This is a genomic window from Desulfovibrio subterraneus (assembly GCF_013340285.1).
Taxonomy (GTDB): domain Bacteria; phylum Desulfobacterota; class Desulfovibrionia; order Desulfovibrionales; family Desulfovibrionaceae; genus Halodesulfovibrio; species Halodesulfovibrio subterraneus.
Genome location: NZ_BLVO01000016.1, coordinates 718,772 through 734,882, shown reverse-complemented (window position 1 = coordinate 734,882; position 16,111 = coordinate 718,772). Strand labels below are relative to the sequence as shown.

Genomic DNA, 16,111 nt, shown 5'->3' with positions numbered 1-16,111 from the left:
GCAGATAAGGAGATGGACGACAAGGAGATGGACGACATGCCCAGAACTGTTTCTATGTCAGGAATAATCACCACGCTCAAAGCGGCTTCGCGGATGTATGCACAGCGCGAGCGTGAGCTGGCTTCTTCCATACTAAAAACGCCAAGAGCACGGGCTGCGCTCTTTCTTCTGCTGCTGCCGGTTATCGGGCTTTCCGTTGCCGAGGCCGGTTTTGAGGGACCGGAAACGCTGGGAGGAACGCTTTCTTACAGCCCCATGTACTTTACGCCGGGCATATTCTGCCTCGCCATAGTCATAGGGCTCTGCTCCGGCCTGATCACCGGCTGCATCGGGGCGGGGGGTGGGTTCATCATCACGCCTGCACTCATGAGTATTGGCGTGAAGGGCATAATCGCCGTGGGCACCGACCTGTTCCACATCTTCGCCAAGGCCATCATGGGCACCATAGTGCACAGAAAGCTCGGTAACGTGAATGTGCGGCTGGCCCTTGCCATGCTGGCGGGGTCCATTGCGGGTGTTTCCGCAGGGGGCAGCATAAACAGAGCGCTCTACAGTGCCGACCCGGCCCTGAGCGATCTGTTCATCAACATCATGTATGTTCTGCTGCTCGGTTTTCTCGGCAGCTATGCCCTGTTTGATTTCATACGCCTGCGCATGACGGCCGGAACGGGCGCACAGACCAATGAACCCAGCCTGCCGATGAGCCTGCAGGCCATCAACCTGCCCCCCATGGTTGCCTTTGACGAAGACCTCTTCGACGGCGGCAAGCGCATTTCGGCATGGTTTGTCGCCTGCTGCGGGGCCATTGTGGGCTTCATCGCCACCCTGCTCGGCGTTGCGGGCGGGTTTCTCACCTTTCCGCTCTACGTGTACGTTCTGGGTGTTTCCAGCCTCACCACGGTGGGCACTGACATCCTGCAGATCATCTTCACGGCGGGGTATGCTTCCATAACGCAGTACGCTGCCTATGGATTCGTCTTCTACACGCTGGCCGTGGGTATGCTCATAGGCTCCCTGCTCGGCATCCAGCTCGGCGCCATGACTACCCGCGTGGTGAAAGGCACCTACATAAGAGGCTTTTACGCCATAGCCATTCTGGCCGGTTTTCTGAACCGCCTGTTTGATCTGCCACTGAAAATGCAGGCCATGGACATGCTCACACTCTCCGACATGACAGCCACAATGCTGGCCCGCGCCGGAAACTATGCCTTTTACGGTGCCATCAGCATATTCTGCATATGGGTACTCTCAACCCTTATCGGTCGTGTTCATATGCTGCGGGAAGTGTAACAGAGTAAGGGCAAAATGGCCTTTTATGCTGGGGTTATTTCACCTAAGTTCTTAAAAAAATAGTCCTTACTCTTTGGCCCGCAATTCATAAACAAATCGACAAAACAAAGCCACGGGAGAAATTCACCGTAGATTTGGGGATACTCATATGGCTCAAAATCATGATAACACAGCTCTATACCCTCATCATCCCAATTTCTCTTCGTGATATAATTACGACCAAGAGAACCAGAAATGTACTTATCTGCACCAAGATTTTTACATAAATTGATCAACAAAGCCTCACCAGAACCATCCACATTCAGTTCAGATGAAAATACAAATTCGCATGAAATATCTAAAGTACGACAAGCAAAGTCGATCAAATGCATATTCAAATCAACAAGCTTATACCAATCCTGAGAAAAACATTCTTCCAAATATGGCATACAGTAAGTGTAAAAAGGCGCCTTAGAGTAATTCTGGCGCAACGTCTTGAGTATTTTCGATCTCCAGTTGTGCTTATTCTCAATCTCTGTATCAAAAATTCGCATTCCGTGACCAGAGTTTTTAACTGGAACGGTAACCCACTGCGCACCCAAAGGGGTTTTTATTTTATTACGATTCTCCCAATCGCTTGGCGAGTATTGAACCGTATCAAGAAATACAAAACAATCACAGATCTCCATACGTTGAAAATAATTCAAAGCAGGAAGAAACCTTGGCTGACTAATAACAATAGATTTACTCACAATATTTTCCTAATATATTTATGGAAATAAGATTTTACTTATACATATAAACAGTAAAATCGTTAATCTTATAATCATGCCTTATCACTGTGCGCACAGATATACTTTGACAAACATTCAAAACAACTTCAGGAGAAAAATAATACTCTCCTGGTTCTTTTTCTGAAGCGTGCGAACTCAGCATATTGAAAACAAGAACTTTACGGGCACACAAAAACAAAGAAGATATCATTTTTCTTGCAAAAGCAATATTATCCTCCAAAACAATATGGAAAATTCCAGACGCAACTACAGCATCAAATGCCCCCTCTGGAAGCGTGTCAACCAACACATCTCGACACTCAAAACGAGCATGCGGAAACCGCTTCTGCGCCAACGAAACCATCCCGGGGGTGAGATCAACTCCCAAATAATCAACAGCGGGATTCCGCGATAAAATATAAGGATAAAAGTCCCCTCTACCACAGCCAACATCCAACACGGAACCAACTCCACCTAAACCAGCTTCATATATGACATCAAACCGAAGCCTCTGGCTCGACTCGCTACCCCAATCCACCACCTCGACTGACTCGCCGTGCCTATCTATCAGCTTTGAAAAATAATCCACGACCTTATCAGCATACTTCATAAAAAATCCCTTCTCTTAAAAACAAACCACAAGAACCTAAACACAACCAACTAACGGCATTCGGAAAAACCGACATCGCAAACCTGACGCTCTTTGTACAAAGGTATGATTTCATCAGGCGCCCCCACCACCACAGCCTCCCCCTTCCTTAAATACACAACGCGATCACATGCAAAAGCACTATCAAGTCGGTGGGTAACCAAAACCATGGTCATTTTCCCGCGCAAAGACATAAGGGCTCCCATCACAGCCTGCTCATTATGAGTGTCCAGCGCACTTGTTGCCTCATCGAAAATAAGCACACAAGGATCTCTATACAGCGCCCGGGCTATAGCAACTCGCTGACACTGGCCACCGGAAAGCCTGACCCCACCATCCCCAACAACCGTATCAAGACCGTTCGCAAGCTCGTCAATAAAATCAATTGCAGCCAACTTGCAACACTCCATCACCCTATCAATTGATATCTCAGGCTTCGGAACGCCAAAAGCGATATTTTCAGCCAATGTTCCCGTTTGAACATAAGGAGATTGAGGAACATACCCCACCCTCTTCAACCAGGCACCTCTAGTAGTAGCATCAAGCCTACGGTCACCAAGCAAGATATTCCCGCCAGTTGGGTCAAGCAATCCTAACAGCAGATATAACATCGTACTCTTACCAGCACCCGAATCACCAATAATAGCTGTCGTCTGAGCCTTCCTAATGTCGAATGAAACATCAGAAAGCACAGGTAAAGATTCAACATCATAAGAAAATGCGAGATTATCCACGCGAATATCATTATCAAAACACAGCTCAGCCTGCTCCCCATCTTCATACACTTCTCGATGGCCTCCCGAAATATAGGTAGCGAGCTTTTCAAGGTAGGGCCAAGATTGTTCCAATGTTTTGAATCCGGTAATGATCTTATTGGCAGCAGGCACCATGCGCCACCCACTCACAGCCAGCAACGACAGCATCGCAACGGCCGCACCTTGGCTCATACCGGACCATATAATCAAATATGCACCAAACCCCCCGACCGTCATAATGACGAGAAATTCAAGGGCATTTGTTGGGCATACGGCATAAAACTTTTGCAAAGCTCTGTAAGGAGCACCTTTATCCAACTGCTCCGACAATTCTTTTTCTAAATAATTCTCTGCCTGAAACACCTTCACTTCCCGGACACCATAGATCCCACGCGACACAATTGCATTAATAACAAGGCAGATGTAAAAATACAGCTTTGAAGTGCTCGAAACTCTCCCTCGAAAGACCTTATAAACAGCCCCTCCCATACAACTTATAATTAGCATTGGAATCACCAGCACAGGATCAGCAAAACACAACGTAGACAGCAAAAGCAACGCAAGCATTATGTTAAAAACAATTTGCGTTATAGTTGAACAAAGACCACTCCCGAACTGCCGCCACTGTAAAGCCAGCACAAGGTCTGCAGGATTTTGCTTAAGATGCCAAGAAAAGCTTCGAGCCATCAGAGATTTCATCGTTGCCATAGCGGTGTCATTGCTAATCTTCTCAGCAAGAGTAGACTGCATATACTCAGAGCTTAAGCTAAACACCACCTTCAAAGCAACGGATACAACCATTGCAGCAACTAGAAACAACATTATGTCGACAACTCTTGCTTCTACAAACGGTATATGTGACAACAAAATAATAACTTTTGTATTTTCTAAGAAAGCTTGGGGATTAACGGAAAATGAAGCAAAAGAAGCAATAGAAACAGCCATAACATTTTCAACAACAGCTGCCACACACTGCATAAAAACGACAAAAAAAAGCCTTTTTTTGTTATCAGGCGCTATGATCGACCAAAAAATTTTAACCAATTCCGTTATTGTCATGAGATTAACTAACTTTTACGTTCTGCTTTCGCACAAAGTTAAACATTTCAATAAACTCTTTCGCAAGACAATCTATTTCATTATCGCACGCAACTTCACCAGACATAACAGTACTACCTGTACGCCTAATTGAAATCATATCCTTGAAATACAAGTCATATCTACGAGTAACTGCGTCAACGGTTTTCAAATAATCTTCGACACTTCCCCATGGGGTTCTACCATCCTGTATTTCATCCAAAGCGCAACGACAATCTTCAACCCCTCGTATTTTATATATACCCGGAGCTCTTGAGAAACTTGCATCTCCGAACAATAATCCGGGCTTCCCTCGCAAAACTCCCTGCAGAAGAGACGTCCCGGTTCCGGAAGCAACACACCTAGACCTATCCATCACATCAAATGGATTAACATCTGGTTCGAGAAAAATGATATTAGGACAATTGGCCTTCAAGCCCTTATAATATGAAACTGTTCGTGGATTTCCTGGATGTGTGGGAACTTCTAGAGCCCGCGGATGCTCTTTGTAATATAGACTCCACCCTTGCGGCAACGATTTAGCTATTGTTTCCGCAATCATCGCCATGTCATGATAGATACCGGCATCTGGACAACTCGACCGCTCAGGCTGATAGTGTGGAGCAAAATAAACATAAGGCTTATCATAATCCGGCACAGCACACTCTGAAAGATAGAACTTACGCGCCTTTAAAATCTGAGCACTGAGGCGAGCGCGCGCAATCGCACGAACCCTCTCGGTGGCCCACACCAAACGCTTATGTCTGTCCAAACAGTAAACACCGGACAAAGCTCCCAACCTTCCCTTTCCAAGCAAAAATACAATCTCCAACAACACAAGGATCCGTGGATAACGCCCTAAAAAACGCAACACACGTTTTTTCCGCGACATAGCGCAAGCAGAGAAGCCTGCCTCAGGTGAAAGATATCGTGGCCGAGCCGATTCATAATCGGAGCGCTGATTTTCCCAGAACAGCCTGATATCATCGCTCAAGCCCTCTCCGCAGGTCACACCTCCGGAATCAAGACTTATCCCGCGGTCTTGTAGATCAGAAATTACAAATTTCCTATCCGCGATCCTGACATGCTCTAGATACAAAGTGGGGATTGAGTAGTATTCGCAAACAAGGTGCCAAACATTATCAACAAAACGATGAGGCACACTCGCAGCAACAAGAACATCAGGCTTCAATTCTCGCAATATGGAAACAAAAATCCTCACAACTTGATATAAGAAATCCCTTCGTTCCTCGTAACTCAAAGAGGAACCAAAAACTTCAAACCGAGATGGTATTTCAAGCAACATTGTTTCATACTGCTCAATATACGACAACACATCATGATCTAAACAACATAGAGAATCTATCCAATCAGGCATAACACCCAACAGAGCATCACGGTAGGAATATTGTGGAACACAACGAAGACTGTGATGCAAAAAAACATCATCCCCTCCCATGCCACAATAACAAACAGGCTGCCATCTGGCAGCCTCAAATCTTTCAATCAAACTTTTCCAAACATTCGATGCGGTATGAACATACAAAACCTTAATCAAAACACCGTCCTCCAGCCATCTCATCGGAACATCTCAGCCAAGCCTGACGCACAACCTCTGCCATACACTTTAAACGCTCACCATAGCCATCGGCATCATCACGCTTGAGCGACTCAATATCCCTAACCCTGTGAAGAGAATTGGGCAAACCTGTAGCATACAGCGCAGCTACATACCGCTCTACATCTTCATAGCGAGGCGCCAGACCCTCTTGAATTTTGACCAAAGCCTCACCGCAGGATTCTGCTGAAGAAACGTACTGCACTCCAGGTAAATATCTCAACCAGAAGTCTCCCCAAATCAGACTTGGCTTACCTCTCAACGCCGCCTCCCACACAACGGAACCTGTTGCGGCGGCGACGCATTTGGATCGGTCAATCAACTCGAAGGGATCACAATCAGAGGCGATAAACTGAACCCTCGGAGCCACCCGACGTATACGCTCATAGTACTCAACGCTTCTCTGGGCATACTCTATATCGCCCTTCCTGAAGTTTGAGGGGTGTTCCTTGTAATAAACATTCCAGCCAGCCGGAGCTGCGGACGACAGGCACTCACAGATCAGGGCCAAATCTGCAAAACGCCCAGCATCAGGGGCCGTAGACCTTTCGGGCTGGCGACTCGCCGAAAAATAGATATACGGCTTGGTGAGATCAGGTTCAACAGTGTGCCTTTCATACCACCGCCTTGCCAAATGCGCCCCTCTATCCGCTAAATAACGCTGCCACTGACAAGCTCGGTTTGAAGCGAAGCAAGCCTCAGTCCACCTAACTTCAGGTGAAATAAGCAATTTACCACCTGAAGAAAACAACTTCCCCTTGATGAGCAAACTGGCCATCCCCCATCCCAAGCGAGCGAACGGTGGCAACGAACTCCTAACCTTAGCCTTCCATCCCTGCCCTTGCAAACGCTTCTCTGTCCGCTGAAAATGCTCAGGCTTACCGTCTTGATATGCCCCCGCAACACGATCCATAGCGTTACGCATTGCAACAGGAATAATCGGCAAGACATCATTACTTTTAAACTTGTCGCCAATCGCTTTTGCCCTGTCTTCAAAGTCTGCAGCTACATAATGGAGCTGCGGAAAATTCGTAGCAACTTCGAAGCCCAGGAAAGGAACGTTATTTCTTTTACACACTTCGTACAAAATATTATCATAAAATCTATGCGGAACACTATTTGCTATTACAATATCAAAAGCTCGCTTATTCACAAGCCATGTATATATTCTTATCAATCTATAACAGTATGCGAAATAGTCAGAATGGTACGCATTAGGAAGAAAATATCGCCTCCCAACTTCATAAAATCGCTGAAAAACTCCAGAGTACGATTGAACAAGAGGAGCATCAATCGCACTCAATTCCTGCTGCTCCATCCCTTCCCAAAGACAACCCCTAAGGGCTGAGGAGTGTGTCACAAGCTGTACATCAGGATATTTTTCGACAATAGCCTTGCTATATTTGGACTCGGGGTTAGCTCCTAAAAAAATAGAAGGCTGCCATGCATACTCATCACAAAGCTTAGCAGCCAGATCACTCCAGAGTGCGCAAGGTGATTTTATATATAAAACTTTTTTCAAAACAATGATCTTCTACTCAATTATTCTGCAAGCAACAAAAGCTTCGGCTGCATCCACACCAACGGTCGCTCCACGCCATTTCGCCAACGCTTCGACAGCAGCGAGACTTCTGGCATGAGGCCACGGCCGCATCTCGCTCTCATACACTTTCAACGCAGCAATCTTTCTTTCAAGAACAGCAGAAACATCAACAAAAACAGTAGGAAGAAACGGAAAAGACTGTGACGGCGGTTGCCACTCTGTACTTGAAGGTACTTCAAAGGCATAAATTGATGGATTATGCTTACCAGGCATGGGTCGAAAAACTGTGACAACCGCCCTGTTCACGATCTGGTGATCAATATTAACATCTCCCGAATGATGCGTATAAACGGCATTATAGCAAGTATCGCCAACTGTCGCTTCAAGGCGTTTAACAACATCAAGCAAATCCATGCTGTCCATTCGGTTATCAGGCAGACCAAGCAGCACAACCGAGGCGGCACCTAACAGCGCACCAGCCTCTGTAGCCGCCTTCCGAAGAGCTGCAAGTGACTCTTCAGCACTACTTTGTTCAAAAGAAGAGCGACTCGTCTCTCCTTCAGCCATGATAATGACATCCACGCTAAAGCCATTCATAGCAAGCTTTGCAATAGTTCCTCCGCACCCCAAAACTTCATCGTCAGGATGCGCTGCAACAACAAGAGCCCTTTTCACTATTAACTCCACATTCAAAATACAAAAGTAAATTTGAAGCCAGATTAACTCTTCAAAACTTCAACACACCACGTAGAATGAACCCAATCGCTGTGAGGATAGACTTCATTTTTTGTAATATGCGTCATCTTTGAAATAATGAATTGGCTGAAAAGATTTTGCAAATCTTCTTTACTATAGAAACAAACTTGCCCAATTCCAGTCAAAGTTCCGGCAGAAATATTATCGATCAACCCATCACCAACACAATCACCAGAACAGTAACTTGTATGCTCCTTACTATATGTCATTGAGAGCATTTTCCCACCAGCCTTAAGAACACGATAAATTTCATCAACAGCCATACGCGAATGAGAGAAACCAGTACAAGTTAAGGCAGCCCTATCAATCACCAAATCAAATATTGCATTTTCAAATGGCAGAGATGTAAAACTCCCGATTCGAAAATCTCCTTCCAAGCCTTCTTTAGCGAATCTATCAACTGCAAAACGGATAGCACTTTCACTTGCGTCAAGCCCGGCAACAGAAAAACCCTCACGAGCGGCAAACCAGAGATTACTACCAGTACCGCAACCCACTTCTAAAATTCTAATTTCATTCCTCGCCACATCACGAGGCAAGGAAGAATAAACAAAACTGACCACCATATCCCAAGGATATCGCTGGCAATGGCCAGAAGCGTAACGCTCTTCCCAAGTGCAATCAAACTCCTTTGTCATGGTCGCTGTGCCTTATTGCATTAAATTGTGAAAAATATGAAATACCTAAATGTTAACCAAGCAAATCCCAACTAAGCGGGGTTCCCCGCTCAACATCACGAGTCGCAACCTTACCTAAAACCTTTTCAAAATACTTGGGCTTCATCCCTGCACCGGGCCTAATGCTTCGCACGTTTTGATCAGAAAAAACCTCCCCTTTCTCCATATCCTTAACAACGAAAAGGGAACGCCGCGACTTATGCCCACCTGCCAGCTCTCGCTCAGTAGGGCCGTAATGCACCGCCCCCAGTGCTGCTTCAGCATTACGGACAGAATCCACCATATCCTTAAATTCCTGAGGAGTTAGCGAAAAATCTTTATCAAGTCCCTCAACATCAGGGAGCATAAAATGCTTTTCAATAACGCTCGCCCCTAGCGCTACGGCGGCCACAGGAACAGTTATCCCCTTGGTATGATCGGACAACCCAACAGGACAATGAAAAGCTTGGGAAAGGTGAGGAATAGTACGCAAGTTAGCCTCTTCGGGGACAGCAGGATACGCACTGGTGCACTTCAGCAGCACCACTTCGGTTCCCCCCGAACGAACAGCTTCTACGGCTTCTTCAATTTCAGCTAACGTTGCCATACCTGTAGAAAGAATCACTGGCTTTCCCATAGCGCCTAACGACTTAAGAAATGGGATATCGACAAGCTCGAAGGAAGCAACTTTGTAAGCACAAACTAGATCATCCAAAAAAACAGCCGTTGCGCTGTCAACAGGCGTTGAGATAAAATCAACAGACAACTCATCAGCAAGTTTTTTTAATTTAGGCTGCCACTCGAAGGGCATAGCAGCCTTTTCGTAAAGCTTGAACAAGTTCAGTCCAGCCCATTGACTATGCCGCGGCTTAAATAAAGAGCTGTCACAGTCTATCGTAATCGAATCCGCAGTAAATGTTTGAATTTTTACAGCATCAGCTCCGCACATGCTCATTTCTTTTATCATGTTGACAGCATAATCAAAATTACCATTATGATTAGCACTCATTTCGGCAATAATATATGCTTTATGGCCAGATCCGACTAACCGTGAACCGATCTGAACTGATGAAGTTGACACAACAGACTCCATTACTAAGCTACTTTCTCTCGTCAACAAAATTAAAAAGCTTTTCCAACGTATTGCAAACTTCGGGATCTACGTCTTCTCCAAGAGGTACACCAAATTCGTCCTCGAGTTGCAAAAATAAATTCATTACATCAAGAGAATCTAACCCATAGTCTGAGAACAATTCATCATCTCTGATTGGGCGATCAAATTTAGTTGTAACCACCTCTCCCAAAACCTTCTGAAAGCCATTACGAAAATCATCAATATTCATTGCAAACTCCTAAATAGCACGGTTCAAAACCGTTGACGCCCAAGACAATCCAACCCCAAATCCTGAAAGCAAAATCTTTTCAGGACCAGATTCAATATAATCACTGAGCATAAAAGGCAAAGTTGAAGACACGAGATTACCAGTATGGTGAAGCTTAAACGGCACCTTTTCCACAGGAACACCAAGGCGCTTCGCCATATTTTCAATTATATATCTTGACGCCTGATGTAGCAAAAACAAATCAACGCTTTCAGACGTAACATTATTCAACTCTAAACATTTACTGATTTGGTCAGGAACAACACGCATAGTAAAATTAAATATAGACCGTCCGTCCATATGCAACTTCTTCGTTAACGGATCAACAACCAAGGCACCACCCAAAGCACCATTGGTTCCAAAAGCCGTCTTACCGACAGCATATACCGGATCATTTGAAATAAAAGTACAAGTTGCCCCGTCACCGAACAACATTTCTGTCACTGCGTCATCTGAGTCCAATACTTTAGAATATGGATCTGCGGTAAACAATAACCCTTTGGAAAACCCAGCGTGCTCCATGAGACCAAGCACAACCGAAAGGCCATAGACATATCCAGAACAACCTAGCGAGATATCAAATGCAGCCACAGTTTCTGGTGCATTTAACTTTGCATGGAGCAAGGCAGAGGTGTGTGGCAAACCAGCACCATCAGGATTTTGTGTACAAACGACTATACAATCTATCGTTTCGATATCGACAGAAGCCTTAGCACACAAATCAGCATACGCCTTACAACACAAATCTGATGTTTCACAGCCATCAGCTCTCACAACAGTTGAAAAACCGATCTTATCGGTGACAAACGATTCGGTTTTTCCAAACAGTGCAGCACGCGAAACATTGTCAACAACCGTATCACCTAAAGCGACACCAATATTCTTAATTCCCAACATTCGAAACACCCTCTGAAAAGTATATTCTGCCGACCTCATTCCCATCGGCTACAATCACGCCTTCGTAAAACTTCTTGGCAACAATCCTAGCATAGCGAATAGCAAACGAAGCAGAAGGAATAGCCTTCATATTCAATCGAACAAATAAATATGATCGCCCTTCGTTCCCTAAAATTGAGTTTAACAAATACTTAAATGCTACAACAGCAGATCTTGCAAACGAGGCATTATTGATAGGAGACGACACGTTCACACAAGAACCTGATTCATCTATTGTAAAAAACCCGGACATAGACGACTCATCACATACCACTCTTAAAACAGGTTTATCATCTGTTTCAAATATGGAAAACTCTTGACTTCCGATCTTTAAAGCAGCAACACGGCCACTATCTGCATCGACACTTGAAGAATCAGATATTCTGCAAATACCATGAGCCTTTTTCACAACTAAAAAATCGTACCCAGAGGCATCGATAGAAATAGATGCTTCTTGCAGCACATAATCAAGAATATCTGCGCCGAGTATATAATCCCTTTTTCCTCGATAGCAAAATGTAACCGTCATTTTCTTTTTGACCTCATATAATCGCGCAATTTCAAATTATGCTTGATAGCAAAATTTCCGGAAACCGATTCTTCAGACATAACATCATCTACAACAACAGACCCTATTTTCACAGATGCCCTATCACCAACTGCAAGCGTATTACTAATGAGAGCGCCCAAACCAACCCAGCACTCTTTGCCAACAGAAGTATGGCCAGCAATAGCAGCATTACTTGAAATACTGCAGCGATCATCTATTATACAATCATGACCTATTGTGACATGAAAACCGACATTCACAAAATCACCAATAGACGTTGCTGTTTCAGAAAAACATGATCGTGCAATCACAGAGTGGGACTGTATGTGACAATTCTTGCCAATTTGAACACGCCCCACGTGCTTTACGTGCACCCGCTCACCACTGGGGTCATACCAAAAGAGGCCATCGTCTCCGATCACCACATGAGACCCAATATATGTCCCATCTCCTATTGATATATTATCACCAACCACCGAATAGGGTCCTATTGTAACCCTGTCTCCCAAGTCCACCCCCTCACCTACCACGGCAGTCCGATGGACGCATACCGACTCACCAACACGCCCTTTCTGCCTTACAGGGCTTGAAATGCAATAATCAGCATAGGCATTATGCAGATTATAGAACAATTCTTCGGGGTTTGTTGAGACTATAAAAGCCTTATGCTTGGCAGTTGATGAAAAATAGGCCTCATCAAGACCAAAACTCTGAGGAACGATTATTGCCTCAACAAATTCAGCCCTGACTGCCCGCTCTAAAAGGGCATTATTCAGAACATGAACAATGGTACCCGGAATATCAGCATTCAAGCGCCCAGTCCTAACGACTCTCGCCAGGGCTTCTTCTCCCCACACACTCACAACAAGCTTTGCGTTATGGGGCAAATCCAGAAGTTCATTAAGCATAGATGGTTACCCAAAAATTTCTTCAATTCGGTGACGATCATTTACAGTATCAGCGAGCCCAAAGCGCATATCCCTGGGGGTTTCCATAGTCAGCATAGAACGGTCAGGAATTCTCTTAAGTATATCTCTCCAAGGAAAATCACCAAATCCAATGGGCAAATGCATATCCTGACCGGAATTCAAATGGCCGTCAGAAACATGAAACATCTTGGGACATAAAGACAAAAACGAATCCAAGTATGATAAAAAATCACTTTGGGTGGATGCAGATGCGCATGCAGCATGCCCAACATCTAAAACAAAACCTAAAAATACACCGCTTTGCAGCGCAACTGACACTGAATCGGGCGACGAACCGATACATCTCTGCCCTGCATCACCCCAAAAAGGCAAATTTTCCAACAAAAAACGAGAATCACCAATCAAACCGACCTGCTCGATAACTTCCGCCAATTCTCCATCAAATCCTCCGTGCACAATTATATATTCCGCACCAGTTTTGTCGGCAAATCGTCGAGCATCTTCAATTTTTTTTACATTATTCTGACGCAGAAGCGGGTTAGCGAGATTTACGCCATGCCCAAAGTGAGGAGCATGAATGACAAATGGCAAAGAGATATGCTTAAAGTGGTTTATATTTTCACGGTATGTTCCCGGAAGAACATACAGCTCAACATACCCAAACAACCCTGTGTCCTGAATGTCTTGAACAAGAGGGATAAGCTGACTATTAGTAGAAAACAACTTCAGTCCAACAGAAAACGGAAAGCTAGACATAAACCTGATCTTCTTTGAACTGAACGAGGGTGTAATAATAAGACTCTTCGAGAGGTTTGAAAGTCAAATCGGGAGACTCCCCAAACACTAACGAATTGCTTGGAACATCTTGATTCTTTACGATAGTTCCAGAAGCCAACACGCAGAAATTGCCAACTTTACAGCTACCTAAAACCGCAGAACGGGGATACATATGGACGTGATGTCCGAGCACAGGGTAGTTCCCCTTGCTATTTCCAACGTTACACCCCTGACTGAATGAAAAATAATCTCCAAATGAGCCGCGTCCTATCACTGCTCCAAGAGGGTGCCCGACCCAAAAAATTGTGGGTAAATCAACCCCGTAAAACAAATCAACCCCATGCATGACTCGATTCAAATAGTAGATCCTATCTGCCAAATCGATCCAGTCTCTTTCCTTTTCGTAAAGCTCTTTCGCCAAGTGATACAAGTACACACAATACGAATCAGCATGGTACGGCGAAAAATATCCTCCACCATTTCTATTACAATACTTGTTGCTTAACGTGCTGAAACATATTTCAATCTTAGCTAGGGCGCCAGGAAGGACATGACTTAACACATCAAGCTCCCTCCTGGACACTCCCCAGAAAGAGTTCAGCTGTCGCTCGACAAGAGCTAACAGCTCTGAACTAGAAACATCCATTTGCAAAGCAGACAATTCTATCTACTCAAAATCACTAAGCTGAAGTTTTCTACCGGCAGGAACATCGCGCACCAGCTTCCGCCCCAGCACAAGATGGTCCAAATGCGCCGGGATTCCATCACCAGGGCGAGCGTAGGTCAGCATTGACTGAACCAGGATGTCTCCTTTCTGGAGAGCACATCCCGCAAACAAGCTACGACGTCCTCTCACCCGGCTCACCTGCTCAGGCTCTCCCAACAACCTGCGGGTGGAACCTAACGCCAACTCAACACTACGGATGGTTTTTACAAAATCTTTGGCCTCATGCGGCTCAAGAGACATAATATGCTCAGGGCTGCGGGTATTACGATCGAGCGTAATCGTTTTCTCGATCATATGTGCCCCAAGGCTAACGGCAGCGACATCCATAACATCCCCGGTGGTATGGTCCGAAAAGGCAACCGGGTATGAGAACATTTGCTTTAATGTAGTCAACACTCTGAGGTTAATTCGCTCGGGATGTGCGGGATAACCGGAAGGACAATGGTTTATAATAATATTCTTACAATTGGCTTCTTCAAGAACGAGGATCGCATTCTCGACTTCACCGATTGTAGATGATCCCGTATCTATTTGCACTGTCCACGGATACTGAGCAGCCACACGCAACAAATGGTGGAATGTCAGATCGCCTGAACAAATCTTGACTGAACCAACACCCATTGCAGCCAAAAAGTGAACTTCTTCTTCCGTGGTTGCTGTAGAAAAGAACTCAATCCCTCTCTTTCGACAATGCCCAATAACGGTTTCCCACTCGGGAAACGTCAGTTCCCGTCTCTTTATTATTTCGAGAAGCGATTCGGTGGCTGTTTCTACCCGGCCAGTGGCTTTATCGGCCAACCACTGATAACTGAAGGTAATTGCGGGGTCAGATACAAGCTTTTCAGCATCAACAACCTGAAACTTAACCGCATCTGCGCCAGCATCTGCAGCAACATCTACAAGCTTCAATGCCGATTCCAAGCCATTGTGAGTGGGGCCTGCCTCAAAGACAATACACACGGGATTACCGTCTCCCACCATCATACTTCCAAATGACACTTGCATATCTATTCACTTCTCTATTGTTTATAGTTTTGGAAAACTAGCAGTTCGACAATCTTGAAGTCATCCATCGTGTTTATGTCAACAGATCGACTATAGGGCATCTCATACCCACGAGTTCCCGGTCCGGAAAAGCATCCATATTTAAAAAAGTCCGGAACCTTGGCAGCATAGATACTCCCATTATCAACAACTAGGTGCGGGAGCTCTTGAGACTTCTTGTCAGCATAACTAGGCCAAAAATAAGACAAATTACCGTCTTCGTCCTCTCTTTGGGCTTGCCAAGGCGGTAAGGGGTACCCGCACACTGAACGCGAAAAGCAGACCCCAGGTTTCTTGAGCAATTCCAGGGTGTTGACTATATCTTGAGATGTCCGAAGGGGTGACGTTGCATATAGGCAACAAACCTCGTCATAACTGGCGCCCTGACGGGCCAGTGAGGATAGTAAATCCAAACAGGTCTGGGCAACGGTAGCCTGGTCTGTCGCAAGATGAGGGGGGCGAACCGCAATAGAAACGTTATACTCCTTCGCGATTTGCAAGGCCTCTTTGTCATCACTCGACACATAGACGCTGTCAAACACCCCACTTTCGAGAGCTGTCTCGATAGAGTACGCTAAAAGCGGCTTGCCTTGCAGCGGGAGTACGTTCTTGCGAGGTAACCTCTTAGAGCCTCCCCTCGCCGGGATAATTGCAATCCTCTTCATTGCCC

17 protein-coding genes are annotated in these 16,111 nt (G+C 45.3%); 1 reads left to right on the top strand and 16 read right to left on the bottom strand.

Annotated elements, in window-relative coordinates; all coding sequences use genetic code 11:
• Positions 1 to 36 precede the first annotated feature (36 nt).
• Positions 37 to 1,290 carry a sulfite exporter TauE/SafE family protein gene (locus HUV30_RS17490; RefSeq protein ID WP_243452236.1) on the top strand — a complete coding sequence of 418 codons (1,254 nt, stop codon included), beginning with the start codon at positions 37 to 39 and terminating at the stop codon, positions 1,288 to 1,290.
• Between the two features lie 23 nt (positions 1,291 to 1,313).
• On the opposite strand, the gene HUV30_RS17485 is transcribed toward HUV30_RS17490, so the two are convergent.
• Genes HUV30_RS17485 through HUV30_RS17410 form a run of 16 tightly spaced genes read right to left on the bottom strand, consistent with a single transcriptional unit; the run spans position 1,314 to position 16,106 of the window.
• A complete protein-coding gene (locus HUV30_RS17485) occupies positions 1,314 to 2,021 on the bottom strand; it encodes a WbqC family protein (protein WP_174406784.1) in 708 nt (235 codons plus the stop codon).
• A 34-nt stretch (positions 2,022 to 2,055) separates the two neighbouring features.
• Entirely contained in the window at positions 2,056 to 2,652 is a 597-nt protein-coding gene (locus HUV30_RS17480; RefSeq protein ID WP_174406783.1) for a class I SAM-dependent methyltransferase, read from the bottom strand.
• Positions 2,653 to 2,702: 50 nt separating this feature from the next.
• The gene (locus HUV30_RS17475) at positions 2,703 to 4,505 is read right to left on the bottom strand and encodes an ABC transporter ATP-binding protein (protein ID WP_174406782.1); all 1,803 of its coding nucleotides are present in this window, start codon (positions 4,503 to 4,505) and stop codon (positions 2,703 to 2,705) included.
• A gap of 4 nt (positions 4,506 to 4,509) precedes the next feature.
• The gene (locus HUV30_RS17470; RefSeq protein ID WP_174406781.1) at positions 4,510 to 6,105 is read right to left on the bottom strand and encodes a hypothetical protein; all 1,596 of its coding nucleotides are present in this window, start codon (positions 6,103 to 6,105) and stop codon (positions 4,510 to 4,512) included.
• Positions 6,074 to 7,663 carry a hypothetical protein gene (locus tag HUV30_RS17465; protein WP_174406780.1) on the bottom strand — a complete coding sequence of 530 codons (1,590 nt, stop codon included), beginning with the start codon at positions 7,661 to 7,663 and terminating at the stop codon, positions 6,074 to 6,076. The genes HUV30_RS17470 and HUV30_RS17465 overlap by 32 nt, the downstream gene beginning before the upstream one ends.
• A gap of 12 nt (positions 7,664 to 7,675) precedes the next feature.
• Positions 7,676 to 8,359 carry a PIG-L deacetylase family protein gene (locus HUV30_RS17460; protein WP_174406779.1) on the bottom strand — a complete coding sequence of 228 codons (684 nt, stop codon included), beginning with the start codon at positions 8,357 to 8,359 and terminating at the stop codon, positions 7,676 to 7,678.
• Between the two features lie 44 nt (positions 8,360 to 8,403).
• Positions 8,404 to 9,078 (bottom strand): class I SAM-dependent methyltransferase, encoded by a 675-nt coding sequence (locus tag HUV30_RS17455; RefSeq protein ID WP_174406778.1) that lies wholly within the window; start codon positions 9,076 to 9,078, stop codon positions 8,404 to 8,406.
• Positions 9,079 to 9,130: 52 nt separating this feature from the next.
• Positions 9,131 to 10,177 carry a pseudaminic acid synthase gene (pseI, locus tag HUV30_RS17450; RefSeq protein ID WP_243452235.1) on the bottom strand — a complete coding sequence of 349 codons (1,047 nt, stop codon included), beginning with the start codon at positions 10,175 to 10,177 and terminating at the stop codon, positions 9,131 to 9,133.
• A gap of 19 nt (positions 10,178 to 10,196) precedes the next feature.
• A complete protein-coding gene (locus tag HUV30_RS17445) occupies positions 10,197 to 10,439 on the bottom strand; it encodes an acyl carrier protein (protein WP_174406776.1) in 243 nt (80 codons plus the stop codon).
• Between the two features lie 9 nt (positions 10,440 to 10,448).
• Positions 10,449 to 11,375, bottom strand: a complete 927-nt coding sequence (locus HUV30_RS17440; RefSeq protein ID WP_174406775.1) for a ketoacyl-ACP synthase III — start codon at positions 11,373 to 11,375, stop codon at positions 10,449 to 10,451.
• Positions 11,362 to 11,943 (bottom strand): hypothetical protein, encoded by a 582-nt coding sequence (locus HUV30_RS17435; RefSeq protein ID WP_174406774.1) that lies wholly within the window; start codon positions 11,941 to 11,943, stop codon positions 11,362 to 11,364. Before HUV30_RS17435 ends, HUV30_RS17440 begins: the two co-directional genes overlap by 14 nt.
• Positions 11,940 to 12,872: an LbetaH domain-containing protein gene (locus HUV30_RS17430; RefSeq protein ID WP_174406773.1), complete on the bottom strand. Its 933-nt coding sequence runs from the start codon at positions 12,870 to 12,872 to the stop codon at positions 11,940 to 11,942. The genes HUV30_RS17435 and HUV30_RS17430 overlap by 4 nt, the downstream gene beginning before the upstream one ends.
• A 6-nt stretch (positions 12,873 to 12,878) precedes the next feature.
• Positions 12,879 to 13,649, bottom strand: coding sequence for a TIM barrel protein (locus HUV30_RS17425; protein ID WP_174406772.1), 771 nt, complete (start codon positions 13,647 to 13,649; stop codon positions 12,879 to 12,881).
• On the bottom strand, positions 13,642 to 14,331 hold the full coding sequence (locus tag HUV30_RS17420) for an LbetaH domain-containing protein (RefSeq protein ID WP_174406771.1): 690 nt from the start codon (positions 14,329 to 14,331) through the stop codon (positions 13,642 to 13,644). The genes HUV30_RS17425 and HUV30_RS17420 overlap by 8 nt, the downstream gene beginning before the upstream one ends.
• Positions 14,332 to 14,337: 6 nt before the next feature.
• A complete protein-coding gene (locus HUV30_RS17415) occupies positions 14,338 to 15,402 on the bottom strand; it encodes an N-acetylneuraminate synthase family protein (protein WP_174406770.1) in 1,065 nt (354 codons plus the stop codon).
• A 14-nt stretch (positions 15,403 to 15,416) separates the two neighbouring features.
• Positions 15,417 to 16,106, bottom strand: a complete 690-nt coding sequence (locus tag HUV30_RS17410) for an acylneuraminate cytidylyltransferase family protein (protein WP_174406769.1) — start codon at positions 16,104 to 16,106, stop codon at positions 15,417 to 15,419.
• Positions 16,107 to 16,111 lie beyond the last annotated feature (5 nt).